Below are 24,375 nucleotides of genomic sequence, written 5' to 3'. Positions count from 1 at the left end.
GAAGACACGCTGTTGAGGCAGGTCATTGCCCCGAACCTGATTGAGGAAACGGCGCGATGGGGCTAAGTGCATCATCGTGTTGGCAGGGATAGCGCGTCAGTACACGTGCGATAAAGCTGTCGAGCACGTGAAGCATAATTCGGTTTACGCGCTGCGATAGCGCAACTTTATGCTCAAAGGGCAGTTGTTCTGACTGTGCGAGCTGGTTTAACACCTCGGTGATTTCTTTTTGGATGTCGTCGGCCAATGACAAGGCGTGTAGTTGACGTAAGCGCTTCGCGAGTATTTGCTGGTGCAAGGTGAGAGATTGCTGGGCGTTGCGCGCGGATTGTTGCTCTTGGTATGCCGCATGGCTGTAACGCTGCCTTGCTTGCAGTAGTTCTAAAATCGCATACCAGATTTGCTGATAGCTCTCCAAACGGGTGTCGTCGCGTTGCGCAATCAATGCTGGCGGGACTGCTTCATCCACCAAGTAGACGATATGCTGCAGGGCCCGATTTTTCATACGGGTTTGGGTGTCGTTGTCGTAAGACGGTAAGGCATGAAGGTGGTGAAAAAAGAGTCGATACATCGGCTTTTGCGCTTGAGGAGCCAGTTGGTGAAGGTGACGTGTTTGGCTTAACAGTACTTGGTAGTCGTCTGAGCTAATACTGGGTTGGGTGGCTAAGTGCTGAGCATGCTGTAACAGCACACGTAGTTCATGCAGTTGGTGTAAATGCAAATCTGGGCGCTGACGGAAAAGCTGTACCGCTACCACCACCGCGATGCTCAATGCTAATGTTCCTACCATTAATAGCCATTCCATAGTCGCTCCCTGCGTTTCAGTCGCTGATATGACCTATCCAGCAGGAATCGTGCCTAAAATGAGAGATTTATCACGCCCTGAGCAAGGGGCTAGGCAGCCGACAATGAAAGAAAACTGCGCCGTTTTCGCACTGTGCTGGTGAAGTGATGCACTGTTTTGACGCATTGGCGAATGTTTCACTGATACCTGATAAAAAGCGCGCATAAAAAAGAGAGCCATCAAGGCTCTCTTTTACGCTCATCTCAGCACCGCAAGGTGGCGCGGTGCCAGTGAGTCTTGGCTTACATCACACGCATGCCGGCTTGGGCGCCTTCGTGTGGTTCAAGGATCCACAACTCTTTGCCACCCGGTCCTGCGGCGAGGATCATGCCTTCTGACATGCCAAATTTCATCTTGCGTGGTTTCAAGTTTGCGACCATTACCGTGTGTTTACCGACTAAATCCTCAGGCTTGTAAGCCGATTTAATCCCAGAGAACACTTGGCGAGTTTCACCACCAATATCGAGCTTAAACTTGAGCAGCTTGTCCGCTTTAGGCACGGATTCACATTCCAAAATTTTAGCCACACGCAGATCGACTTTTGCAAAATCGCCAAACTCAATTTCCTCAGCGATAGGATCATCCGCTAAAGGACCTTGCGCTTTCGCTTTTTCTGCCTCTTCCGCCGCGACATCTTCTTTGCTGTCGGCAATCATGGCATCCACTGCTTTCGGATCGATACGGCTAAACAGCGCTTTGAACTTGTTAATAGCGTGGCCTGTCAGTGGCTGAGCAATGCTTTCCCAAGTCAGGGTGTCATTCAAGAATCCTTCGGCACGCTCTGCAAGCTGAGGCATCACAGGTTTCAAATACGTCATGAGCACGCGGAATAGGTTAATGCCGACAGAGCAAATGGCTTGAAGCTCGGCGTCTTTGCCTTCTTCTTTGGCAACCACCCAAGGGGCTTTCTCGTCGACATACTGGTTTGCTTTGTCTGCCAATGCGATGATCTCGCGAATAGCGCGATTGTATTCGCGTGCTTCGTAGAGCTCACCAATGTGCTCGGCTTTGTCAACAAATGACTGATAAAGCTCAGGCTCAGCACAGGTATCGGCTAATTGGCCATCGAAACGCTTGCTAATAAAGCCTGCGTTGCGCGAAGCAAGGTTGACCACTTTATTGACGATGTCTGAGTTTACGCGTTGGATAAAATCATCCAAGCTCAGGTCAAGGTCATCAATACGGCTGTTTAGCTTCGCGGCGTAATAGTAACGCAAACACTCAGGGTCGAGATGTTTTAGATAAGTGCTGGCTTTGATAAATGTCCCTTTCGATTTGGACATTTTCGCGCCGTTTACTGTTACATAGCCATGCACAAAGACGTTGTTTGGCTTACGGAATCCAGCGCCGTCCAGCATCGCCGGCCAGAACAAGCTGTGGAAATACACGATGTCTTTACCGATAAAGTGATAAAGCTCTGCCTCGCTGTTTTCTTTCCAGTACTCGTCAAAGTCGATGTCGTTGTGCTTGTTGCAATAGTTTTTGAACGAGCCCATGTAACCAATCGGGGCGTCGAGCCAAACGTAGAAGAACTTACCGGGCTGGTCTGGGATCTCAAAACCAAAATAAGGCGCATCACGCGAGATATCCCACTGTTGCAGACCGGTTTCGAACCACTCGTTCATTTTGTTGGCAATTTCGCTTTGCAGCGCACCTGATTTAGTCCAGGTATTCAGCATTTGCTCAAACTGCGGCAAATCAAAGAAAAAGTGCTCAGAGTCGCGCATCACAGGGGTGGCACCGCTGACCGCCGAGCGAGGATTAATGAGCTCCGTCGGTGCATAGGTTTCGCCACAGTTGTCACAGTTATCACCGTATTGGTCGTCGGCGTGACATTTCGGGCACTCACCTTTGACGAAACGATCTGGTAAGAACATTTCTTTTTCAGGATCGAACAGCTGTGAAATCGTACGGCTGGTGATATAGCCTTTATCGCGCAATTGGGTGTAAATGAATGACGCCAACTCGCGGTTTTCTTCGCTGTGCGTGCTGTGATAGTTATCAAAGCTGATGTTAAAGCCATCAAAGTCGGCTTTATGCTCTTTTTGCACATCGGCGATCATGGCTTCGGGCTCCACGCCCATTTGCTGCGCTTTCAACATAATAGGCGTGCCGTGAGCATCGTCGGCACAAATAAAGTGAGTGGTATTGCCGCGCAGGCGCTGATAGCGGACCCATACATCTGCCTGAATATGCTCGAGCATGTGGCCCAAATGGATTGAGCCGTTCGCATAAGGCAGCGCACAGGTCACCAAAATTTTACGTGGGTTTGCAGCCATAATCTTGTTTGTTCGCTCTTATGATATGAATGGAATGATTGCGGAAATCTTACCTGATACGATATGCCTTGCCTAGAGCAAGGCCGTGTCATAAGGCGTTTACGCATAATTGGTTAGGGACGCGGACCCAAATAATGAATAAATTGGACGGTGAAGCATGTTTTTTGGCGGCAAAAAGAACAAATCAACGAAAAAAGCGGCATCAGTGATGAGCCAAGACGCAGCGGTGACATTACTCAATCAATTCTCTCATCCGGGGTTGATCGACCAATGGGCCAGCCAGCCGCATTGGGTCAGCGGTCATGAAAACAGTATTGAGGTGGTGTTTCCTTTTGCCGCGGGGTCAATCATTCAAGCGCTCTCTGACTGGCTCGCCGTGCAGGTACCGGAAAACGCAAGTCAGTTTTCATTGACCCAGCGCGTCGCTCCGCTGAAAGCCGGTGACAAAGCGCCGGTAAAAGGGGTGAAAAATCTGATTGTGGTCAGTTCGGCAAAAGGGGGCGTTGGTAAGTCCACCACAGCAGTGAACTTAGCGCTCGCCTTGCACGCAGAAGGGGCAAGTGTGGGGCTGTTGGATGCAGATATCTACGGACCGTCGGTGCCTCTCATGCTCGGTGCACAGCATAGCGAACCGCAAACCCACGATGGCAAACTGATGGAGCCTGTGTCGCGCTATGGCATTGTCTCGAATTCGATTGGCTATCTTGTACCGGCCGACAACGCGACAGTCTGGCGTGGTCCGATGGCGTCGAAAGCGTTCGCTCAATTAATCAATGAAACCCGCTGGCCTGACGTGGATTATTTGGTGGTAGATATGCCACCGGGGACGGGGGACATCCAATTAAGTTTGGCACAACAGTTTCCGGTAAACGGCGCGGTGGTCGTGACGACGCCGCAAGACCTCGCACTCGCCGATGCGATAAAAGGCGTAGCGATGTTTGAAAAAGTCTCGGTCCCTGTATTAGGGGTGGTGGAGAACATGAGCTATCACATTTGTTCGAACTGTGGGCATCATGAGGCAATTTTTGGTACGGGTGGCGCGGAAAAAATGGCGAAGCAGCAAGGCACGCCAGTTTTGGCGCAGGTGCCATTGCATGTATCCATTCGTGAAGATATTGATAGCGGAAAGCCAAGTGTGGTAGCACGTCCTGAGAGCGAGCACACCAATGCGTATCGTGATATGGCGAGCACCGTGGCGAGTAAACTATATTGGCAAGGTGAAACGCGCCCTGAACAGATAGCTATACAAACCTTGTCCTAGAGGTTGAGCACGGACCGCTGTTGAGACGCGAATGCCGGCTGATGTGGCGATCAAGCAAGATTTTCGCTGGCGCCAGCCGGTTCAACTCCCTATAATCAGGCGGTTTATGTTGATTCCGCCAAGTTTCCTCTGGGTATTCATATTATGAGTGATAACAACCACCACTGCGTTATTATCGGCATCGCAGGCGCCTCTGCATCCGGTAAAAGCCTTATCGCCAGCACCATTTATAAGGAATTAAAGGAAAAAGTCGGCGATCATCAAATCGGCGTGATCACGGAAGATAGATACTACCGCGATCAAAGCCACCTCAGCATGGAAGAGCGCGTAAAAACGAATTATGACCACCCACAGGCACTGGATCACGATCTGTTGTGTGAGCATTTGGAAGCATTGGTCGCCGGTCAGTCGGTTGATGTGCCGGTATATAGTTATTCTGAGCACACCCGAATGGCGGAAACCACGACGATGACCCCGAAAAAAGTCATTATCCTCGAAGGTATTCTGCTGCTCACCGATCCTCGTCTTCGCAATTTGATCCACGCTAGCGTCTTTATGGACACCCCACTTGATATCTGTTTGCTACGCCGCATGAAACGTGATGTTGCCGAGCGTGGCCGCACCATGGATTCTGTCATGGAGCAATATCAAAAGACGGTCCGCCCTATGTTTATGCAGTTTATTGAGCCGTCAAAACAATATGCAGACATCATTGTGCCTCGCGGGGGTAAAAACCGGATTGCCATTGATGTGCTAAAAGCGCATATTGCCCGTTTGCTAAAGGCGTAAACCAACCGATAATCTAGCGAATAGCGGCACATGCGACCTTACGTGGTGCCGTGTTCTAAAACCATCTACAGTGAGGAACCCCGATGCGACTGTGCGACAGGCATATCAAAGAGCACCTCGATGATGGCCGCATCAAAATTGATCCGCGTCCGGCTGATGCATCGATTTCAGGTGTCACGGCTGATGTGACCCTAGGTAACCAATTTCGTGTCTTTAATGATCATGGCGCCCCATACATCGATTTGTCTGGCCCAAAAGAAGAGGTCAATGCGCAACTCGAAAAGGTGATGAGCGATGAAATCGAGGTTGCTGAAGGGGAGGCATTTTATTTGCACCCCGGGCAGCTGGCTCTGGCCGTCACTCATGAATCCGTGACTCTACCCGATGATATTGTTGGCTGGCTTGATGGCCGTTCATCATTGGCGCGTTTGGGACTGATGGTGCATGTGACCGCGCATCGTATCGATCCGGGTTGGTCGGGCCGCATTGTGTTAGAGTTTTATAATAATGGCCGCTTGCCGCTTGCGCTGCGCCCAGGCATGCCCATTGGCGCGCTTAGTTTTGAGCCTATGTCAGGTCCGGCAGAGCAACCCTATAATAAGCGTGATAACGCCAAATATAAGAACCAACAAGGGGCGGTCGCCTCGCGAATTAGCCAAGATAAGGCTTAACTATCAAAATGCGCCTAAGGGCGCATTTTTTGATGAAATGGAACCAGATTGTCGAACTGTGGTCGATAACGCTATCAAATATAACGCGTTATTTTCGCCACGCGAACAAGGAGCATACAGTGATGGTAAAGAAAATTGCGGCGATAGTGGCTGGGTTACTGGTCATCCTTATCGGCGGTCTGGCCGCCGTTGTCGCCACCATTAACCCGAATCAATTTAAGCCGATGTTGGTTGAACAAGTAAAGCAGCAAACTGGCTTTGATTTGGTCATTGATGGTGATATCGATTGGCAGTTTTGGCCGAGCTTGGGCTTCTCAGTGGCGGATGTTGCGGTGAAAAACCGCCCTGGGTTTGATGAGCCAAACTTGCTCGCGCTGTCTCGCGCGCAAATGTCTATTGATGTGTTGCCTTTACTGTCTCAGCAGCTCCATGTGGGTGAAATTTTACTGCAAGACCCGCGTATTTTTGTCCAAACGCTTGCCAATGGTGAAACTAACCTTACCCCACAGCAAGCCGAGTCTGAAACCACCACGGAAAGCACACCTGTGACACCGAGCAACTCAGCATCACCAGCCGAAACACCGGCTGCTGGCTGGGATATAAGGCTACAAGGGTTGCGTATCAGTAATGCCAGTGTGGTGCTCAAAGATGATCAAGCGAGTACACAGACACGCCTTGATGAGGTGAATGTAGAGATTGGCAATTTGGCACCGGCGGTGTGGACGCCGGTAAGCGTTTCGCTGGTGGGAAGCCAAAATGCAGATACCTTTTCCCTACAAGGCCAAGGTGATGTGAAACTGATGACGGATCCCATGCAAAGTCAGTTACGTCAGTTTGCGATGACGTTATCTGCGCAGTCGGGAGATGTGACACTGAGCGAAGCGAATCTTACCTTAGAAAGTTTTGCGCTGGGTGAAGCTTCAGCGCTTGGGTTTAACGCCAAGTTAAAGACCGCAGATATGGACGTGGAAACGTCGGGTAAAGCGCAAGTCACGGTTGCGTCGTCTTTGAGGCAGTTTGCGATTCAAGGGCTGGATATGTTGACTAAGGTCTCGGGTGAGGCGGTGCCCAATCAGTCAATCACGCAGCAGCTGGCAGCGGATATTGATTATGATATGGACGCGAATGCGGTCACGGTGACGGATCTTGTCGGCCGTTTAAACACCGACCAAGTGATCGTGGATGGCCAAGTAGCCGTCAAGCTCACTGCTATTCCCCAAGTTCGTTTTGCGCTGAACACTAACCGCATTGATGTGGATGCATTGCTGCCCACGACGACAGAGGCGCCGCAACAAGATAAAGGCAATGCCGCTTCGGCGTCTTCATCATCGGCTGCCCCACAAGAGCAAACCACGCCAGCATTGAGTCGAGAAGAGCCTGATCTATCCGCGCTACAACAATTGGATGTAGCGGGAACCCTTGCACTTCAAGGACTCAAAGTCGCTAATGTCGAACTCGGTCAAACTGAAGCCGAAGTGGCCATTAACCGGGGTAAAGTCACCTTATCGCGCTTTGTGACAGAGGCCTATCAAGGCACGGTATCGGCAAGTGCGGTATTGGATGCGTCGGTCTCGCCGGCACGGTACGAGGTCAGCAAGCGGGCGCGTGGTATCGAGGTGCTGCCGCTACTTCAAGACGCTGCCGAAGTTGATCTATTAGCAGGTAAAGGAAACGTTGACGTCAATGTACAAGGTAAGGGGCTATCTCCTTATGCATTGCGTAAAGCCATCAATGGCCGTGTTGCGATCTTCTTTGAAGACGGTGCAATCAATGGGATCAATCTGGCCCAGATGCTGCGTGAAGCCAAGGCAACGCTCAAAGGTAAGAAGTCAGAATATGTTGACGAAGTCCGTAAAACAGACTTCAGTGCGCTGACCGCGAGCTTTGTGCTTGGAAATGGGATGGCGCGGACCAACGATTTATTGCTGGAAGCGCCTGCGCTGCGTGTACGCAGTGAAGGGCAAACAGATTTATTGAAAGAGACGCTCGATTTTGCGGTGTATACCTCTGTGGTCGAGACCAGCAAAGGCCAAGGCGGCAAAGACATCGATGAGTTGCGGGATGTGACCATTCCGGTCGATGTTGCGGGAACATGGCAGGCGCCAAGTTACAAACTCGACATTAAAAAGCTATTGAGTAGCAATAAAGTGCTGGAAGAGAAAGCGCGCAAAGAAGCGCAACGCGGCATTAAAAAATTGCTCGGGGATAAAGCGGATGACGAGAAAGTGAAAGAGGCGGCTGACAAGTTACTCAACCTGTTTCAATGATCGCTTTATGCGGCACCAAGCTATCTAATACAAACAGGAAAAGGACAGATATCGGATATGGATTCTGTAACACAAGCTGCCTTGGGCGCGGCTGTCGCGGGTATGGTCGCAGGCCGACGCTGTAGCCCTAAGGTGCTCTTGGCGGGGGCACTGTTAGGAACCTTACCGGATCTCGACGTCGTGATTGATTACGGCGATCCGGTAGCGAATACCGTCAACCACCGTGGCTTTAGCCATTCACTGTTTGTGTTACCACCCTTGGGTGTCGCGATAGCGGCACTCTGGTGGCGCTTGAGTAATAAAACATGGCCTTTATGGCAGCTGATGGTGCTGGTGATCAGTGTGTTGGTTACCCATCCATTGCTTGATTCTATGACGGCGTATGGCACGCAACTTTTTTGGCCGCTGGATAAGCCGCCTGTTGCGGTCGCCAGTATCTTTATCATCGACCCCTTGTATACGCTGCCATTGCTGATCGGTGTGCTTGCGGCGCTAGTTTGGAGAGCCAACGCAGCAAGGCTCTGCGTGATTGGACTGATCGCCTCGAGTCTTTATTTATTGAGCTCTGTGTATCAGCTTGAGCAAATAAAAGCGCGCGTGGCACAACAAACCCAAGGTACCGAGCTGGCGGGAAAGCCCATGTTTATTACTCCTACGCCCTTTAATACGGTGCTTTGGCGTATTGTGGTAAGAGGGGAGCAGACCTATTGGGAAGGGCTTGCCTCGCGATTGGATAAAACACCAGATATCGATTGGATGGCGTTTGAGCAGCAAGGATGGCCACTGGCGGAGTCAGAATCATTGACTGCCTTGCGCTTTTTTGCACGAGACTTTTTACGCTATGAAAATCGTGGGGGGCAGCAAGTTGTCACAGACTTGCGATTAGGTATGGCGAACTATCGGCCGTTCCAGTTTTTGCTTGCCGAGCAAAGTGACCAAGGAGAATGGCGCCCTGTTCCCCCGCGTCAGCTAGAGCCAGGGCCGGTCTTGCCACGCACTATCCCTGCCCTCTGGCGGCGCTTACTCGGCGACCAGTCGATTGATGCGTTGTTGTGTAATCAAAAAGATTGCTATCCGAATGAGGAACAACAGGCAAAGGTCCGTTCAGCCTCCTGAGGTTGAACATCAGCATCACTAAAAATGGGCGTATTCGCCCATTTTTTTATGGTTAAAACCAGTACTACCAGTCGATACCTTGGCGCGCTTTGATCCCAGCATCAAACGCATGCTTCACGTTACGGACTTCTGAGACCGTATCGGCCATATCTACCAACTGGCGGTGGGCACCTCGGCCTGTGATAATCACTGATTGGTCGGCGGGCCTTGCCTGCAATGCGGCGACCACGCTTTCTAGTTCAATATAACCATAGGTGATCATATAGGTGATCTCGTCAAGGACGACCAAGTCGTAGTTTGGATCAGCCAGCATGGCTTGGCAGTGTTGCCAGATTTGCTGCGCGGCTTCCGTATCGGCGGTTTTATCTTGGGTGTCCCATGTAAATCCGGTGCCCATCACGTGAAAGTCAACGCCATGCTGCGATAGCAGATCGCGCTCGCCACATGCCCACGTTCCCTTTATAAACTGCGCCACCCCGCATTTGAGCCCGTGGCCCGTTGCTCGTGCTACTGTACCGAAGGCAGAGGTTGATTTGCCTTTTCCATTCCCCGTCATTATCAGTAGTAATCCTTTTTCTTGCTGAGCCGCTTCTACGCGGGCATCAACCATTTCTTTGAGTTTTTGTTGGCGTTTTTTATGACCCTGTTCAGACATTTGATTTCCAATAAACGATGAACCTGTGTCTATAGTAAAGAGACCATGCACTGAACACCACCCATACCTAGGCCAATCAAGGATGAAATGATGAAACAAACAATGCGATGTCTAGCGGCAGTAACATGTCTATTCTCACTTCCGGTATTGGCGGGAGAGAAGATAGAGTATCAATTGGGCAATGAGATGTTTTCCGGGTATTTAGCGACCCCTAGCTCGATTGAAAAAGGCAGTGTGGTGATTATCCATGACTGGGACGGCCTAACCGAGTATGAACAGCAACGAGCAGACATGTTGGCGGAAATGGGGTATCGTGTTTTTGCGCTCGATATGTTCGGTAAAGGAAATCGGCCTCAAACACTAGAGGCGAAGCGAGCAGCGACAGGCGCGCTTTATAAAGATAGAGCACGGATGCAAACCTTAATTCAAGCGGGCATGGCAGCGGCACAGTCGCAAGGAATTGAGGCGCCCGTGGTGGCAGGATATTGCTTTGGCGGAACAGTGACACTCGAACTTGCACGCAATCCGCAGCAGATGCCAGTCAGTGGTTATGCCAGTTTTCACGGTGGTTTGGAAACCCCAAGTGGACAGGCATATTCACAAGATATTGCGCCACTTTTTATTGCTCACGGTGGTGCGGATAAAGCCGTTCCCATGAGTGAATTTGCGCAGCTGATTAACGAACTTGAAGCCGCCAACCTTGATTACTGGTCGCAAGTATATGCTGGGGCGCCCCATGCCTTTACTGTCTTTGGCTCGGAGCGTTATCGCGAACAAGCCGACAAGCAGTCTTGGCAAGCATTCACCCAGTTCCTTTCCGAACAACTGAGCGTCGATTTGGCAAACCAATAAGGATTTAAAATGATACGTCATGTACTGGTAGTACGGTTTGTGCCCAATGCGCGCGATGCACAGATTCAAGCTGTCCGTGATGCGTTCGAGGCGATGCCCTCAACCATTGAAGGGGTGGAGTCGGTAGAGTGGGGCGAAAACAATAGCCCAGAGGGGAAAAACCAAGGTTATAGCCATGTGATTTTAATGACCTTTCGTGATGAGGCGGCGCGACAAACCTACTTACCCCATCCTGCACACGAAGCGTTAAAAGACGTGTTTCGTCCCGTGATTGAGGATTTAATTGTGATTGATTATACGGTGGCACTAAGCTAGTCGCGCAAATGGACGGCCTGATACACTGTGAGCTCGCAGGCAAACGGAGTAATAGTGAATGAAGGAAGCGACAACGACACCCAGTGTATTGGTGGTATGTTTAGGCAATATCTGTCGCTCGCCGACAGCTGAAGCCGTGCTGAGAGCACGTGCTGAGACAAGAGGACTGGCGGTTCGTATCGACTCGGCAGGGACGGCGGGATACCATCAAGGTAATCCGCCCGACCCACGTAGTCAAAAAGCGGGGGAAGCGAGAGGGTATTCCTTCGCAGGTATTCGTGCTCGACAGATCCAGCCCGATGATTTTGCAAAACACGATATGATATTGGCGGCGGATCAGAGCAACTTATCCGACTTACAAATGATGTGTCCGGATGCGCATCAATCCAAGCTCTCTTTGTTTTTAAGTTGGAGTGAGGGAGAAGAACAGGAAATCCCCGATCCCTACTACGGTGGCGCGCAGGGGTTTGAAAAAGTGTTGGATTTGCTGGAAGAAGCGGCGGATGGGGTGCTTGACCATATCAAAATGCGATTTAGCGCTTAAGCCGGAGATGTCGGCGTTAAGCCAATAAAAAAGGCGCGATAAGCGCCTTTTTTGAGTCTATTATTCGCTTTGAGCCCATCACCATTTTTTCTTTGGTGCGAAGAGTTCGTCGAGTTCGCTTTTCTCTTGCTCTTGATCGGACTTGCTCTTTTCGTGACCGGTATTGAGTGTTTGTGTCACTTCAGTGTGCATTTGCTGAAGGCGTTCTTTCATTTGCGCTGAGTAATTGTCGTTTTTGGTGCCCAATACATCGATCGCTTTCTTCAACAATTGTTGTGCCGTTCCTAACTGGCCTTTGCGCTTCGCTTCGTTAGCGCGCTTCACCACGTTCTCAATATTGATTTTGAGCTGCATCTGCTCAAGGCGCGCATTTTCAGCCACAAAGGCTTGGGTTTGTAAACGGCCTTTTGAGTGCTCTGCCTTAATCACCGAGCGAAGGCGCTTTACCAGTTTCAGCATAGAAATGGCTTGGCGGTCGCTATCTGGGACACGAAATGATGTCGATTCTTTGTTCGAGAAACTCTGTTTAATTTGGTCAATTTGCGCTTGCGTGGCGCTGATACGCTGCGGAATAGATTTATCTGAGTTATCGATTTCATGCATTGCTTTAAGTGAATCAAGGATCTTCTTGTTCAAGCAAACTAACAAAGTCCCGCTATAAGGCAGGTTGTGAGCGTTACCAATTAGCTCTTCGGTGGCGTCGATTACCGCAATGTGTTTGGCCATTTCTTGACGCTTATGCGATTCAATCTGTTTGCGCTGTTGAGCCAAAATGTTGTAGCCGACAATCAGGCCGAGCAATATGWCACAAAGGCCAGCTATCAAGGCAATATTCATAATTCAGCGTCGATGTTCCTTGTAATAAACTCAACTGATTAAGATACACGATCTCTAAGGTCAGAGATAGCATGAATACAGGTGTTAACACGGTTCAGTGATCCGTCTCTAACCTGAGTTTCAACCTCACTTACGTTCGATCTCGCGTCAGTTTGTTTGAGTGTGGCCCATGTTGGTGGAATTCGCGACTCTAATTGCTTGATTCTGGGTTTTCCTCGCAGGAATATTCCATCATTCTCACACCATAGGCACAGGATCGATTAGTGAATGTGCAATCACTAACGTTTATATAACCAAAGCCTATTAAATAATCGAATTTGGGTATATAAATGAAGAAGAGAAATCCCAAGGCGGTCACTTTTATTACGAGGCTCATGCGTCTGCACTATGAAACTACAACAGCTTAGATACATCGTTGAAGTCGTCAATCATAACTTGAATGTGTCTGCAACGGCAGAGAGTTTATATACCTCTCAGCCTGGGATCAGTAAACAAGTCAGGTTATTAGAAGATGAGCTGGGCGTGCAGATTTTTGAGCGGAGCGGTAAGCACTTAACCAAAGTGACACCGGCAGGTGAGGCGATTGTCTCGATTTCGCAAGATATTCTCTCACGGGTTGAAAGCATTAAGGCGGTGGCAAGCGAGCATACCCACCCAGAGATGGGGAACCTAAATATTTCAACCACGCACACCCAAGCGCGCTATGCACTGCCTGAGGTGATCAAAACCTTCACTGCACGTTTCCCGAAAGTGTCGTTGCATATGCACCAAGGCACACCCACGCAAATCTCAGACTCGGTCGCTAAAGGGACGTCGGACTTTGCGATTGCAACGGAAGCCTTTCACCTCTATGAAGATCTGGTGATGCTACCTTGTTACCACTGGAATCGCTCAATCATCGTTACCCCAGATCACCCACTGGCGCAGAAAAAGCAGATCACCATCGAAGATTTAGCGGCTTATTCACTGGTGACCTATGTGTTTGGCTTTACTGGTCGCTCAGAGCTCGATGAAGCCTTTCATCGCGCTCATCTCACCCCCAAAATTGTCTTCACCGCGACCGATGCCGATGTGATAAAAACTTACGTGAAATTGGGGCTCGGAGTCGGGGTGATTGCCAGTATGGCGATGGACAGTCATACAGATACCGATTTGGTAGCGATTGATGCGAGCCATATCTTTGGTGCCAGCACCACCAAGATTGGCTTTCGTAAAGGAACCTTCTTACGAAGCTATATGTACGACTTTATCGAACGTTTCGCACCTCATTTAACGCGCAACGTTGTTGACCAAGCCGTCGCACTGCGCTCTAACGACGAAATCGAGGCAATGTTTAAGGACATTCCACTACCAATTCGATAAAATAATAGATTGCCATTAGGGCTGCTTCGGCAGCCCTTTTTGATCCCAGTGACGCCGCTATTTGTCGAGCAATCAAGGTGCCAGCCCGATGCCTAACTCGTTATATCTTGTTCAATTTAAGCAACTGACCGAATTGCTGGTGGAGTATCAGTGGTTATGGCGGCCCATGCCGATGGCACATGCGCGTCTGCCTTGGTCATCGTGTCCTGAACTGTGTGAATGGCTTTCAACGCTCGACATTTCACAGGCCGCGCAATGGAAGGCGGCGCCAAACCAAGTGGCAGAGCAATTGGCGAAGTGGTGGCCGGCGTTGGCCGCGATTCCACGCTTAACGGATGTCCCAGAGGCTAAGATGGCAGCAGTGGCTATGGATGAGCGGCTTGGCGTGGGAGTCCCCGGGCGGAAGTGGGCGCAAATTCGCGCTTACTTGAGCGCCGTCCCCACACAACCATCCACGCAACGATATCTAGAGTGGTGTGCAGGAAAAGGATATTTAGGCCGTGCTGTGGCGGCAAGTACACCCGCGCGAGTGGACAGTTTAGAGTGGCAGCAGGCGCTTTGTGAACAAGGCCAAGCCTATGCTGAACAGCACCAGTTGCCGATACAATTTCATCATCTAGATGCCTTTAGTGAGGCGGCATTATCCGTGATTCATCGCTGCGATCATGCCTTGGCGCTGCATGCTTGTGGCGATCTGCATGTGCACCTATTGCGCCAAGCGGTTGCGGCCGATCTTAACGCGATTAGTGTATCACCGTGTTGTTATCAATTGATTACGGGTAAGACGTATCAACCTCTGTCGAATGCGGGGCAGCAAGCAGGATTGGTCCTGAGCAAAACCGATCTCAAAATTGCGGTTCAAGAAGCGGCAACCGGTGGTGAGCGTGTCCGTCGTCAGCGCTATCAAGAAGTCACGTACCGGTTAGGGTTTGATGAGTGGCAGCGTGACGCTTTTCAGTCTGACCAGTATTTACCGCTGCCGGCGCTTCAAAAGTCGCAACTGAATGATGGCTTTGAGGCGTTTTGTCATTGGGGAGCGACGCAAAAAGGCTTAACCGTATCTAGCAATACCGACTTTACGCCGTATTTGGCTCGGGGAGAGGCGCGATTTGTGATTCTGGAGCAAATCAATGTCGTGAAGTCTGCGTTCCGCCGAGCCTTAGAGCTTTGGCTAGCGCTCGATCGGGTGCTGTATCTTGAGCAACATAACTATCACGTCGATCTCGTCCAATTTTGTGCGCCGAGCTTAACGCCGCGCAATCTGCTTATTCATGCCACGCGTCGCTAAGAGCGGCGCTTCGCCAGCACGTTGCTTACGTGTTACGTAGAATTGACACGCCAGAGTAATCAATCTGTTAATGAGTGATAGTGTCGCGTGCGCTTAGCCGCTAAAATTTCGCGCAAATAACTTAATATAAAGAAGCTTTACTATGGCAGATTTAAGTGTGTCATTTGCCGTGGCCGTGATCCTAGGCTTGGGCTGTTTTGTGCAAAGTTTAATTGGTTTTGGCATGGCGATTGTCGCTGCGCCACTGCTACTTATGATTGACCCGAAATTGGTCCCCACCACTATTTCAATGGTGGGGCTGACCCTTGCGAGTATTAATGCGTGGCAGTATCGCCACCAACTGTCCTTTCGTGATTTGAGCTGGGCATACTTGGGGCGTGTGCCTGGCACCATGCTAGCAGGTGCCATTATGTTGGTGGTCACCACGCAAATGCTAGAAATCATCATTGGCACGGCGGTCTTGCTGGCAGTGTTTGCCAGTATTGCACGTCTCAACATCGCACCGAATCGCCTCAACTTCTTTATTGCTGGGTTTACATCGGGGATCATGGGCACCACAACCAGCATCGGTGGACCGCCGATGGCACTGGTATTACAGCATGCGGAAGTGAATAAGATGCGTGCCTGCTTGGCCGGCTACTTTGTGATTAGCTGTATCTTGTCTTTGATTGCGCTGGGCGCGACGGACTATCTTACCTGGTGGCATGTTCAGCAAGCCGCATTCGCGGTGCCCGCGGTTTTACTCGCGACGTGGTTAGCCTATCGTGTCGCGCCGAAGGTGAAGCCTGTACTGGTTCGGCGCGCTATGTTGGTGCTGTGTACGTTAGCTGGGGTGAGTACCTTGGTCAGAGGACTTTTAGGTGGTTAGTGGCACATAGCGATAGGCGTGTCATTGCCCATAAGCAACGCCCAGCCAAAGCTGGGCGTTTTGATAGTGTACGGTTAGCGGGAGGGTTACGCCATAAATTGCGCAACTACCACAGCGATACCGCCGACCATCGCCAAACTCAGGCCTAAATTACCGCCAATGACCTGATAATGGTTGTCGGTAGAGACGGTCTGGCGAGCCTTACGTACCATTAGCACAGGCAATACGACCGCAAGAATAACCAGTGCGATGGCAGCATAGCCAAGGGCAGTGATAAAGCCTTGTGGATAGAAAAGCGCAAAAACAAGCGGTGGTAAGTAAGTGATTGCTGCTGTTTGCAGTCGACCACTGACTGTGTCCTGACGCTTAAAGCTGTCTGAAATAAAGTCAAACAACCCTAAACTCACGCCTAAGAATGAGGTGGCGAGTGCCAAGTCTGCGAACAGCGAAATGCTCGAGGCAATATAGTCTTGTTGTACCACTGCCTGAATGACTTTCACAAATTGTGACAACTCACCATTTTGTAGCAAGATTGACTGCGCCACGCTCCCCAAGCTCGCGACCTGCCAAAAAATGTACAAGGCGAGGGGTAAGGTTGAACCAATAATCATCACCTTGCGCAAGGAGGGCAAATCAATCCCCACATAACGTACAATCGAAGGGATGCTGCCATGGAAGCCAAACGAGGTGAAGATGACCGGGAGTGCGGCAACCATCAAGCCTTTCTCCACCGGCATTTCGACCAAATTAATGCTCGATACATGGGGAGTGAGTAGTGTTAGAGCCAAGATCAAGAACACCACTTTTAGCGTGAATAGCCCACGATTGATTAAATCTACCTTGCTGGTTCCTAGTGTTACCACCAATCCAAACACTAAGGTAAACAGCACCGCGCCCGCTGCGGGTGGGAGTTGAATCGAGGACCACTGTGCAAGTTTCTCATTCAACTGGCTACCACCGCCCGCAATGTAAGCAGCGCAAAGTGAGTAGAAAAGAAACAGCATCGCGAACGATGCCAGCCATTTGCCTTTATCCCCTAAAAATTGTTTTGCGAGACTGTGTAGGGTGGCGTCAGCGTCGGCGTATTGGTGCACTTCTAGCATCAACAATGCGGTGTAGGTCATCAAGGCCCACATCACACCCATTAGCGCCATCGATGCGCCAAACCCGATTCCTGCAGAGGCAAGCGGTAACGCGAGCATGCCTGCGCCAATGGTCGTACCTGCAATGATTAGCGAACTTCCTAGTACCTTGTTCATATAATGTTTAACCAGTGTAAATAAAAAGTTAATTTTTGTGTTCGCACAAAAGATAACGTGAATTTATGCGTATTGTGCACTGCTTATGCAGATTAAAAAACTGATGAGTGTAATGATACAGGTACGACACCGTAAAATAAAGTGTACGATTGGCTTGGGCTAGTGCGTGATGGCGTGTGATGTCATAATCAATGCTCTAGGATACTAATCAAAAGGAGCGGCTAGGTGGACAATCAACAACATAAAACACCCATGCCACGTATCGCGATGCTGTCGACGGGTGAAGAAGTTTTGCTTGGCGATATCACAGATACCAATGCGGCTTGGCTGTCCCGCATGCTGTACGAAAATGGATTTGCGATGTCTCGGCGGGTCACTGTCGGGGATGAGCTTGATGAGATGGCGGTTGAGCTTGTTCGGCTATCTCAAACCGAGGATGTGGTGATTGTGAATGGTGGGTTAGGGCCAACCACTGATGATTTAACCACGGCAGCGATGGCGTCGGCGATGGGCGTAGAGCTGACACTCAATGAAACCTGGCTGGATGAATTAAAGCAGCGTTACGAGCGTCATGGCCGTCCTATGGCGCAAAGCAACCTAAAACAAGCCATGCTCCCCGATGGCGCTCGCCTCATTGACAACCCTAATGGCACTGCCTGTGGCTTTTATTGCCAGTTAAATGGCTGTCATTTCTATTTTACACCTGGGGTGCCTTCAGAATTTTTCTGCATGGTAGAGCAGCAGATTCTGCCTGAATTAATCCACAACTATGCACCCAGTGCGCGTTCTTGTTACCGTTTGTTCACATTTGGCTTGTCCGAATCGGGGATCAGCGATGCCATGGCATCTGTTTCGTTGCCTGACGATGTGACGCTGGGTTATCGCTCGAGTCTGCCGTTTATTGAAGTGAAACTCTTCATGGCTGACGATCATCCCGATAAAGAGCAGCTCATTGATGCGGTGCAATCATGCCTTGGCGATCATGTTGTCAGTTGCAACCAAGCGATGGTGCAAGCGCTGGCCGCCGATCTCAATCGTCAAGGTGCGGTATTAAAGGTGGTGGAGCAATTTACGGGCGGATGGTTAGCCAGCATGTTAAACGGTCAAGCTGCACACTTGGTCGAGCAAGGCTGGGTCATGTCAAATGCGCATGTGCCCGAACAAGCCGTTGCCAACCCGCTCGCTGCCTCATTAGCCATGGCCAGCGCGGCCATTGCACAAGGCCAGCATCAAATTGGTTTAGCATGTGGTCCTGAGCTTCATGGACAAATTTGCGTGGCGATTTCCACCCCCGAGGGAGAGTGGGGACAGCGACTAAGCTTTAAACGCCATTTCTCCCATGACAACGCCCGCTGTTATATGGCGACGGTATTGCTGGACATGTTAAGGCGTTATCTTCATGGGCAGCCGGTGATTGCCGATTACGCATCATTAGCGCGTCATGATGACATTTTTATTGATGCTGAGACGATTGCTTAAATCGGTGCCTGTTGGGCGCTAAGGTGAGAGGAGTAGTGGGCGTAGGCTCACTACTCATTAACGACTTTTGCTTTAGCTGCTGGCTGGTATTCAAATTCAATTGACACATCGGTCTGTGGCGCACTTTGGCAAGTAAGAATTTCGCCGGGACGAACAAATGCCATCGCGTCTTCTTGTTTGACCGAACCTTGTTGCAATTGACAACGGCACGCACCGCACATGCCATTGCGGCATTGATATTCGGGTTGAATACCGGCTTGCTCAAGTTGTTCAAGCAAACTTTGGTGGGTGTTGCCACCCACCTTGATACCGTTCACTTCAATCGTGATTCGGGTCATAGCTCGAAGTCACCAAAGTCTTCAACGCTCACTTCGTTATCGATTTGACCCACGAGGTATGAGCTAATTTCGGCTTCTTGCGGTGCAACCTGCACATTGTCGGAAGATAGCCACGCATTGATCCACGGAATCGGGTTTTGGGTGGCGTTATCGTATGCAGGGGCAAGGCCGACTGCCGACATACGCAAGTTGGTGATGTATTCAACGTACTGGCAAAGAATGTCTTTGTTCAAGCCAATCATAGAACCATCACGGAACAGGTATTCTGCCCAGTCTTTCTCTTGCTCGGCGGCGTCTTTGAAGAGATCAAAACACTCTTGCTCGCACTCTTTGGCAATCTCAGCCATTTCTGGATCGTCCTGCCCGCTACGCAGAATATTCAGCATGTGCTGGGTGCCTGTAAGGTGAAGCGCCTCATCACGGGCAATAAACTTGATGATTTTGGCGTTGCCTTCCATCAGTTCACGCTCCGCAAAGGCGAATGAACAAGCAAAGCTGACGTAGAAACGAATCGCTTCGAGTGCATTCACTGACATCAGGCACAGGTACAGCTTACGTTTTAACTCACGCAGGCTTAAGCTGATGGTTTTGCCATTAATAGTATGGGTGCCTTCCCCTAACTGGTGGTAGTAGTTAGTGGTTTGAATGAGGTCGTCATAGTATTGCGCAATATCGTTGGCGCGCTTCTGGATGTGCTCATTCATCACAATATCATCGAATACAATCGCCGGATCAGCAACGATATTACGGATAATGTGGGTGTATGAGCGTGAGTGGATGGTTTCTGAGAAACTCCACGTCTCAATCCAAGTTTCCAGCTCAGGAATTGACACCAGAGGCAGCAAGGCGACATTCGGGCTACGGCCTTGGATAGAATCGAGTAGCGTTTGATACTTCAAGTTACTGATGAAAATATGCTTTTCATGCTCAGGCAACTTGTTGTAATCAATGCGGTCACTTGACACGTCAACTTCTTCTGGGCGCCAAAAGAAAGAAAGCTGTTTTTCGATCAGCTTTTCAAAAATTTCATATTTTTGTTGGTCGTAACGCGCCACGTTGACCGATTGGCCAAAGAACATTGGCTCTTTCAATGGGTCGTTGTTGACTTTAGAAAACGTACTGTAAGTCATGAATCCTATTAACCTCTAGAAAAGGGCCCGCAGGCCCTTACCCCAATTTGTTAGATCTTACATGCACCGCCGGCGCAATCATCTTCTGCTTGCGCAGCACTCAGATCCGATTGACCATCGCTCGCACCATCACGGGTGTTGTGATAGTACAGGGTTTTAACCCCGAGTTTATAAGCGGTGAGCAGGTCTTTGAGTAGTTGGTTCATTGGAACTTTACCACTTTGATGACGGCTCGGATCATAATTGGTGTTGGCGGAAATCGCCTGATCGACGAATTTTTGCATGATACCGACTAACTGTAAGTAGCCATCATTACTACCAATGTTCCAGAGCAGCTCGTAGTTATTCTTGTATTTATGGAATTCCGGCACGACCTGCTTGAGGATACCGTCCTTCGATGCTTTTACCGATACGTAACCACGAGGTGGCTCAATGCCATTGGTGGCATTTGAGATTTGTGATGACGTCTCTGATGGCATCAAGGCGGTCAATGTTGAGTTACGTAAGCCATGCGTTTGAATGTCTTTACGCAGCGTCTCCCAATCTAAGTGCAGAGGCTCGTCACAGATACCATCCAGATCTTTCTTGTAGGTATCAATTGGCAGAATACCTTGCGAATAGGTGGTCTCGTTAAACGCAGGGCACGCGCCTTTCTCTTTTGCAAGCTCAACAGAGGCGCGAAGCAAGTGATACTGAATGGCTTCAAAGGTACGGTGAGTTAGACCGTTTGCACTGCCATCGGAATAACGTACACCATGTTTCGCTAGGTAGTAAGCAAAGTTGATCACACCGACACCCAAGGTACGACGGTTCATGGTCGCTTTACGTGCTGCCGGTAGTGGGTAGTCTTGGTAATCAAGCAGGGCATCCAGCGCACGGATGGTCAGATCGGCCAACTCGCTAAGCTCGTCCAGTGATTCCAGCGCACCCAAGTTAAATGCCGAGAGGGTACACAGCGCAATTTCACCGTTTTCGTCTTCAACATTGTTGAGTGGCTTGGTCGGCAGTGCAATTTCCAAACACAGGTTGGACTGACGAATTGGCGCCACAGACGCATCGAACGGGCTGTGCGTATTACAGTGATCCACGTTTTGGATATAGATACGACCGGTTGATGCGCGCTCTTGCATCATTAGAGAGAAAAGATCGACAGCTTTGACCGTTTCACGCTGAATAGAGGCATCCGCTTCATACTGGGTGTACAGACGCTCAAACTTCTCTTGGTCTTCGAAGAAAGCATCATACAGTCCTGGTACATCAGACGGCGAGAACAAGGAGATGTTGCCACCTTTGAGTAGGCGGGTGTACATCAGTTTGTTGATCTGCACACCGTAATCCATGTGACGCACACGGTTTTCTTCGACACCACGGTTATTTTTCAATACCAGCAGGGATTCAACTTCACGGTGCCAAATAGGGTAGAACAAGGTGGCTGCACCACCGCGCACACCGCCTTGCGAACAGCATTTAACAGCAGTTTGGAAATATTTATAAAACGGAATACAACCCGTGTGGAAAGCTTCACCTCCACGAATTGGGCTGCCTAACGCGCGGATACGACCGGCATTGATACCAATCCCCGCGCGCTGAGATACGTAGCGAACAATGGCGCTAGAGGTCGCGTTGATCGAGTCTAGGCTATCGTCGCACTCGATCAGTACACACGAGCTAAACTGGCGCGTTGGTGTGCGTACCCCAGACATAATTGGCGTAGGCAATGAGATCTTGAACTGAGAAACCGCATCATAGAAACGACGGATATAATCAAGGCGCGTTTCTTTTGGATAGGCAGCGAACAAGCACGCAGCAACCATCATATACAGGAACTGGGCGCTCTCGTAGATTTCACCGGTCACACGGTTTTGAACCAAGTACTTGCCTTCCAGCTGTTTAACGGCTGCGTATGAGAAGTTCATATCGCGCCAGTGGTCGATATAGCTGTCTAGGGTGTCGAGCTCGTCTTCGCTGTAGTCTTCGAGAATGTGGGCATCATATTTACCCTTCTCAACCATGTTTTTCACATGCTTCACGAGCGTGGGCGGCTCGAACTGTCCGTACGCTTTTTTACGTAGGTGGAACACCGCTAGGCGAGCAGCAAGGTATTGATAATCTGGGCTTTCTTCTGAAATCAGGTCCGCTGCAGCTTTGATGATCGTCTCATGAATGTCTTCAGTACGCATGCCATCGTAAAACTGGATGTGAGAGCGCATCTCGACGAGAGAAACGGAGACGTTGGTGAGGCCTTCTGCAGCCCAAGTAACAACGCGATGGATTTTATCGAGGTTTAAATTTTCTTTGCGTCCATCACGCTTAAGTACGGTTATTTCTTGGTTCATTTTGTGTGCTTTCCCAATATTTCCTTGCCAAACTGCTATTTTCGCAAGATTTTATAAAATGCCTGATGATTTTTTGGTCGGCCTCTATGCGGACGTTGCGTCGCTCATACACTATATATAGGGGTCGGCTTGTCGATGCGTTACAAGATAGTGATATAACCGCGATATTGCAAGAGAGCGACACGCTGATGAGGTGTGGATATCTTGGGGATGTTATAACGCAAGTTAGTAATCACCAACCTAGCGTTCCAAGTGCGCCAAGATTAGCGAGAATTTCAATCGTTGAAACAGTAAAAAGGCCAAGAAAAAAAATTTATTTTGATTGATCTTGGGCTCGAACAGTGATCCGATTTAACTGATTGAAAAGGCAACAAACCCCACGGTTTGTGGGGTGTGATTAGGATCCAATAAAGGCACTGAGATGGTGTGGGGTGGCGAAAATATGATCTGCTTCCCATTTACTGATTACATCATCACCACCTGTGTATCCCCACGCGGCGACCGCGGCACCCATATTGGCCGCACGCGCGGCTAACATGTCATTTTCAATATCTCCGACATAGAAGCAGTGCTCTGGTGCACAATTAAGCGTTTTCGCTGCCTCGAGAAGCGGCAATGGGTGAGGCTTGGCGTGCGCGTAAGTGTCAGCCCCGACAATAACCTGTGCCTGCTGCAGGCGTGGAAAAAAGGTTAACAGCTGATGGGTGAGCCCTTCAGGTTTATTGGTGACAATGCCCCACGGAATGGCCTGATGCTCTAACAGGTCGAGGAGCGTTTCGATACCTTCGTACAAAGTCGTCCCCGAACAAATCGCTTGGCCGTAATGGTGCAGAAAACGGGCCCGCAAGGCGATGGGATCTTGCTCTTTGGCTTTATCACCAAACCCAGCGGTCAGTAAGCCGCGAGCTCCATGACTGGTATGGCGGTAGATTTGCTCTTGGCTAAGAGGTGGTAAGTTGTACTCTGCGAGCACGCGGTTCGCCGCCATGCCCATATCCGGCGCGGTATCTAGCAGCGTGCCATCGAGATCAAACAAAACCGTTGCGGGAGTGGTCATACAATGCCTCAACTCTTTAAGCGGGGTTGACAGTGTGGAGCAAATAATTCACGTCGACATTGGCGTTGGATAACTTATAGATGCCGGTTAATGGGTTGTAGTGTAAGCCGGTCATACCACGCGCTTGGAGGGCTGTGGTATCGACCATCGCCATCAGTTCAGAGGGACGAATAAACTTATGATGGTCGTGAGTGCCTTTCGGTACCAGTTTGAGCAGGTGCTCGGCGCCCACGATGGCAAATAGCCACGACTTGGTATTGCGGTTGAGCGTCGAAAAGAAAACATGACCGCCAGGTTTGACCATGTTCGCACACGCCTGGATCACTGAGGCAGGTTCTGGCACGTGTTCTAGCATCTCCATGCAGGTCACCACATCGTACTGGCCGGCGTAGCTGTCAGCGTGTTCTTCGGCGGTCGACTGAATGTATTGTACGTCAATACCGGATTCAAGCGCATGCAAGCGTGCAACGGTCAGTGGCTCTTTGCCCATATCTAGTCCCGTGACCTCGGCGCCTTCGCGAGCCATGCTTTCGGCAAGAATGCCTCCGCCGCAGCCAACGTCTAACACCTTTTTACCAAACAGGCCGCCGGCTTTTTCTATCACGTACTGCAAGCGTAGCGGGTTGATTTGGTGGAGGGGTTTAAACTCACCTTCCAAATCCCACCAGCGTGATGCCATGTCTTCAAACTTTTGAATTTCTGCCGGGTCAACGTTAGCTACGTGGCTCATAAATACAGCTTCCTTATTGGTTTTGCTGCATTATATACCCAAATGCTGTGTAGTTGCAGCTCGGGAACGCGTGGAACAAAGGAAGTGTAATTGGTGGT

At 50.0% G+C, this 24,375-nt stretch carries 22 protein-coding genes; 12 read left to right on the top strand and 10 right to left on the bottom strand.

Annotated features, from left to right (window positions below; translation table 11 throughout):
- Nucleotides 1-22: 22 nt before the first annotated feature.
- Together BZG82_RS07790 and metG are read right to left on the bottom strand one after the other, a co-directional pair.
- Complete coding sequence (locus BZG82_RS07790; RefSeq protein WP_077640828.1) at nt 23-805, bottom strand: hypothetical protein; 783 nt, start codon at nt 803-805, stop codon at nt 23-25.
- 281 nt (nt 806-1,086) lie between these two features.
- Nucleotides 1,087-3,123: a methionine--tRNA ligase gene (metG, locus tag BZG82_RS07780; protein WP_077765535.1), complete on the bottom strand. Its 2,037-nt coding sequence runs from the start codon at nt 3,121-3,123 to the stop codon at nt 1,087-1,089.
- A 157-nt stretch (nt 3,124-3,280) separates the two neighbouring features.
- On the opposite strand from metG, the gene apbC reads away from it, so the two are divergent.
- From apbC to BZG82_RS07755, 5 genes are all read left to right on the top strand, one after another.
- Nucleotides 3,281-4,384: an iron-sulfur cluster carrier protein ApbC gene (gene apbC / locus BZG82_RS07775; RefSeq protein ID WP_077661716.1), complete on the top strand. Its 1,104-nt coding sequence runs from the start codon at nt 3,281-3,283 to the stop codon at nt 4,382-4,384.
- Between the two features lie 144 nt (nt 4,385-4,528).
- A complete protein-coding gene (gene udk, locus BZG82_RS07770) occupies nt 4,529-5,173 on the top strand; it encodes a uridine kinase (protein WP_069588827.1) in 645 nt (214 codons plus the stop codon).
- Between the two features lie 83 nt (nt 5,174-5,256).
- Entirely contained in the window at nt 5,257-5,844 is a 588-nt protein-coding gene (gene dcd / locus BZG82_RS07765; RefSeq protein WP_069588830.1) for a dCTP deaminase, read from the top strand.
- 122 nt (nt 5,845-5,966) lie between these two features.
- A complete protein-coding gene (locus BZG82_RS07760) occupies nt 5,967-8,111 on the top strand; it encodes an AsmA family protein (protein ID WP_241837356.1) in 2,145 nt (714 codons plus the stop codon).
- 57 nt (nt 8,112-8,168) lie between these two features.
- The gene (locus tag BZG82_RS07755; protein ID WP_077661714.1) at nt 8,169-9,227 is read left to right on the top strand and encodes a metal-dependent hydrolase; all 1,059 of its coding nucleotides are present in this window, start codon (nt 8,169-8,171) and stop codon (nt 9,225-9,227) included.
- Nucleotides 9,228-9,291: 64 nt separating this feature from the next.
- On the opposite strand, the gene cobO is transcribed toward BZG82_RS07755, so the two are convergent.
- Nucleotides 9,292-9,882, bottom strand: coding sequence for a cob(I)yrinic acid a,c-diamide adenosyltransferase (cobO, locus tag BZG82_RS07750; protein WP_077661713.1), 591 nt, complete (start codon nt 9,880-9,882; stop codon nt 9,292-9,294).
- A gap of 87 nt (nt 9,883-9,969) precedes the next feature.
- Between cobO and BZG82_RS07745 the strand changes: the two genes are divergently transcribed.
- Genes BZG82_RS07745 through BZG82_RS07735 form a run of 3 tightly spaced genes read left to right on the top strand, consistent with a single transcriptional unit; the run spans nt 9,970 to nt 11,593 of the window.
- Nucleotides 9,970-10,734, top strand: a complete 765-nt coding sequence (locus BZG82_RS07745) for a dienelactone hydrolase family protein (protein ID WP_241837355.1) — start codon at nt 9,970-9,972, stop codon at nt 10,732-10,734.
- Nucleotides 10,735-10,743: 9 nt separating this feature from the next.
- Nucleotides 10,744-11,049, top strand: coding sequence for a Dabb family protein (locus BZG82_RS07740; protein WP_077480163.1), 306 nt, complete (start codon nt 10,744-10,746; stop codon nt 11,047-11,049).
- Nucleotides 11,050-11,107: 58 nt separating this feature from the next.
- Nucleotides 11,108-11,593 (top strand): low molecular weight protein-tyrosine-phosphatase, encoded by a 486-nt coding sequence (locus BZG82_RS07735; protein ID WP_077661711.1) that lies wholly within the window; start codon nt 11,108-11,110, stop codon nt 11,591-11,593.
- A gap of 78 nt (nt 11,594-11,671) precedes the next feature.
- Here the strand turns inward: BZG82_RS07735 and BZG82_RS07730 are convergent, their stop codons facing one another.
- Nucleotides 11,672-12,430, bottom strand: coding sequence for a DNA repair protein (locus tag BZG82_RS07730; protein ID WP_077765533.1), 759 nt, complete (start codon nt 12,428-12,430; stop codon nt 11,672-11,674).
- Between the two features lie 387 nt (nt 12,431-12,817).
- Between BZG82_RS07730 and cysB the strand changes: the two genes are divergently transcribed.
- The 3 genes from cysB to BZG82_RS07715 all read left to right on the top strand — a co-directional run bounded on the left by cysB (nt 12,818) and on the right by BZG82_RS07715 (nt 15,948).
- A complete protein-coding gene (gene cysB, locus BZG82_RS07725; protein ID WP_069588842.1) occupies nt 12,818-13,792 on the top strand; it encodes an HTH-type transcriptional regulator CysB in 975 nt (324 codons plus the stop codon).
- Nucleotides 13,793-13,880: 88 nt separating this feature from the next.
- Nucleotides 13,881-15,080 (top strand): methyltransferase, encoded by a 1,200-nt coding sequence (locus tag BZG82_RS07720; protein ID WP_077678149.1) that lies wholly within the window; start codon nt 13,881-13,883, stop codon nt 15,078-15,080.
- A gap of 142 nt (nt 15,081-15,222) precedes the next feature.
- On the top strand, nt 15,223-15,948 hold the full coding sequence (locus tag BZG82_RS07715; protein WP_077675823.1) for a sulfite exporter TauE/SafE family protein: 726 nt from the start codon (nt 15,223-15,225) through the stop codon (nt 15,946-15,948).
- A gap of 86 nt (nt 15,949-16,034) precedes the next feature.
- Here the strand turns inward: BZG82_RS07715 and tyrP are convergent, their stop codons facing one another.
- Nucleotides 16,035-17,207 (bottom strand): tyrosine transporter TyrP, encoded by a 1,173-nt coding sequence (gene tyrP, locus BZG82_RS07710; RefSeq protein WP_077480742.1) that lies wholly within the window; start codon nt 17,205-17,207, stop codon nt 16,035-16,037.
- Nucleotides 17,208-17,432: 225 nt separating this feature from the next.
- On the opposite strand from tyrP, the gene BZG82_RS07705 reads away from it, so the two are divergent.
- Complete coding sequence (locus BZG82_RS07705) at nt 17,433-18,686, top strand: CinA family nicotinamide mononucleotide deamidase-related protein (protein ID WP_241837354.1); 1,254 nt, start codon at nt 17,433-17,435, stop codon at nt 18,684-18,686.
- Nucleotides 18,687-18,736: 50 nt separating this feature from the next.
- On the opposite strand, the gene yfaE is transcribed toward BZG82_RS07705, so the two are convergent.
- The 5 genes from yfaE to ubiG all read right to left on the bottom strand — a co-directional run bounded on the left by yfaE (nt 18,737) and on the right by ubiG (nt 24,277).
- Entirely contained in the window at nt 18,737-19,024 is a 288-nt protein-coding gene (yfaE, locus tag BZG82_RS07700; RefSeq protein ID WP_077480740.1) for a class I ribonucleotide reductase maintenance protein YfaE, read from the bottom strand.
- Nucleotides 19,021-20,154 (bottom strand): class Ia ribonucleoside-diphosphate reductase subunit beta, encoded by a 1,134-nt coding sequence (gene nrdB / locus BZG82_RS07695; RefSeq protein ID WP_077765532.1) that lies wholly within the window; start codon nt 20,152-20,154, stop codon nt 19,021-19,023. Before nrdB ends, yfaE begins: the two co-directional genes overlap by 4 nt.
- A gap of 50 nt (nt 20,155-20,204) precedes the next feature.
- A complete protein-coding gene (nrdA, locus tag BZG82_RS07690; protein ID WP_069588856.1) occupies nt 20,205-22,490 on the bottom strand; it encodes a class 1a ribonucleoside-diphosphate reductase subunit alpha in 2,286 nt (761 codons plus the stop codon).
- Nucleotides 22,491-22,887: 397 nt separating this feature from the next.
- A complete protein-coding gene (gene gph, locus BZG82_RS07685) occupies nt 22,888-23,547 on the bottom strand; it encodes a phosphoglycolate phosphatase (RefSeq protein ID WP_077641079.1) in 660 nt (219 codons plus the stop codon).
- A gap of 16 nt (nt 23,548-23,563) precedes the next feature.
- Nucleotides 23,564-24,277, bottom strand: a complete 714-nt coding sequence (gene ubiG / locus BZG82_RS07680) for a bifunctional 2-polyprenyl-6-hydroxyphenol methylase/3-demethylubiquinol 3-O-methyltransferase UbiG (RefSeq protein WP_069588865.1) — start codon at nt 24,275-24,277, stop codon at nt 23,564-23,566.
- Nucleotides 24,278-24,375: the final 98 nt, after the last annotated feature.

The organism is Salinivibrio sp. PR5 (assembly GCF_001996085.1).
In the GTDB taxonomy this organism is placed as follows: domain Bacteria; phylum Pseudomonadota; class Gammaproteobacteria; order Enterobacterales; family Vibrionaceae; genus Salinivibrio; species Salinivibrio proteolyticus.
Note: the sequence above shows the minus strand (reverse complement) of the source record. Positions and strands in the feature narration are given on the sequence as shown.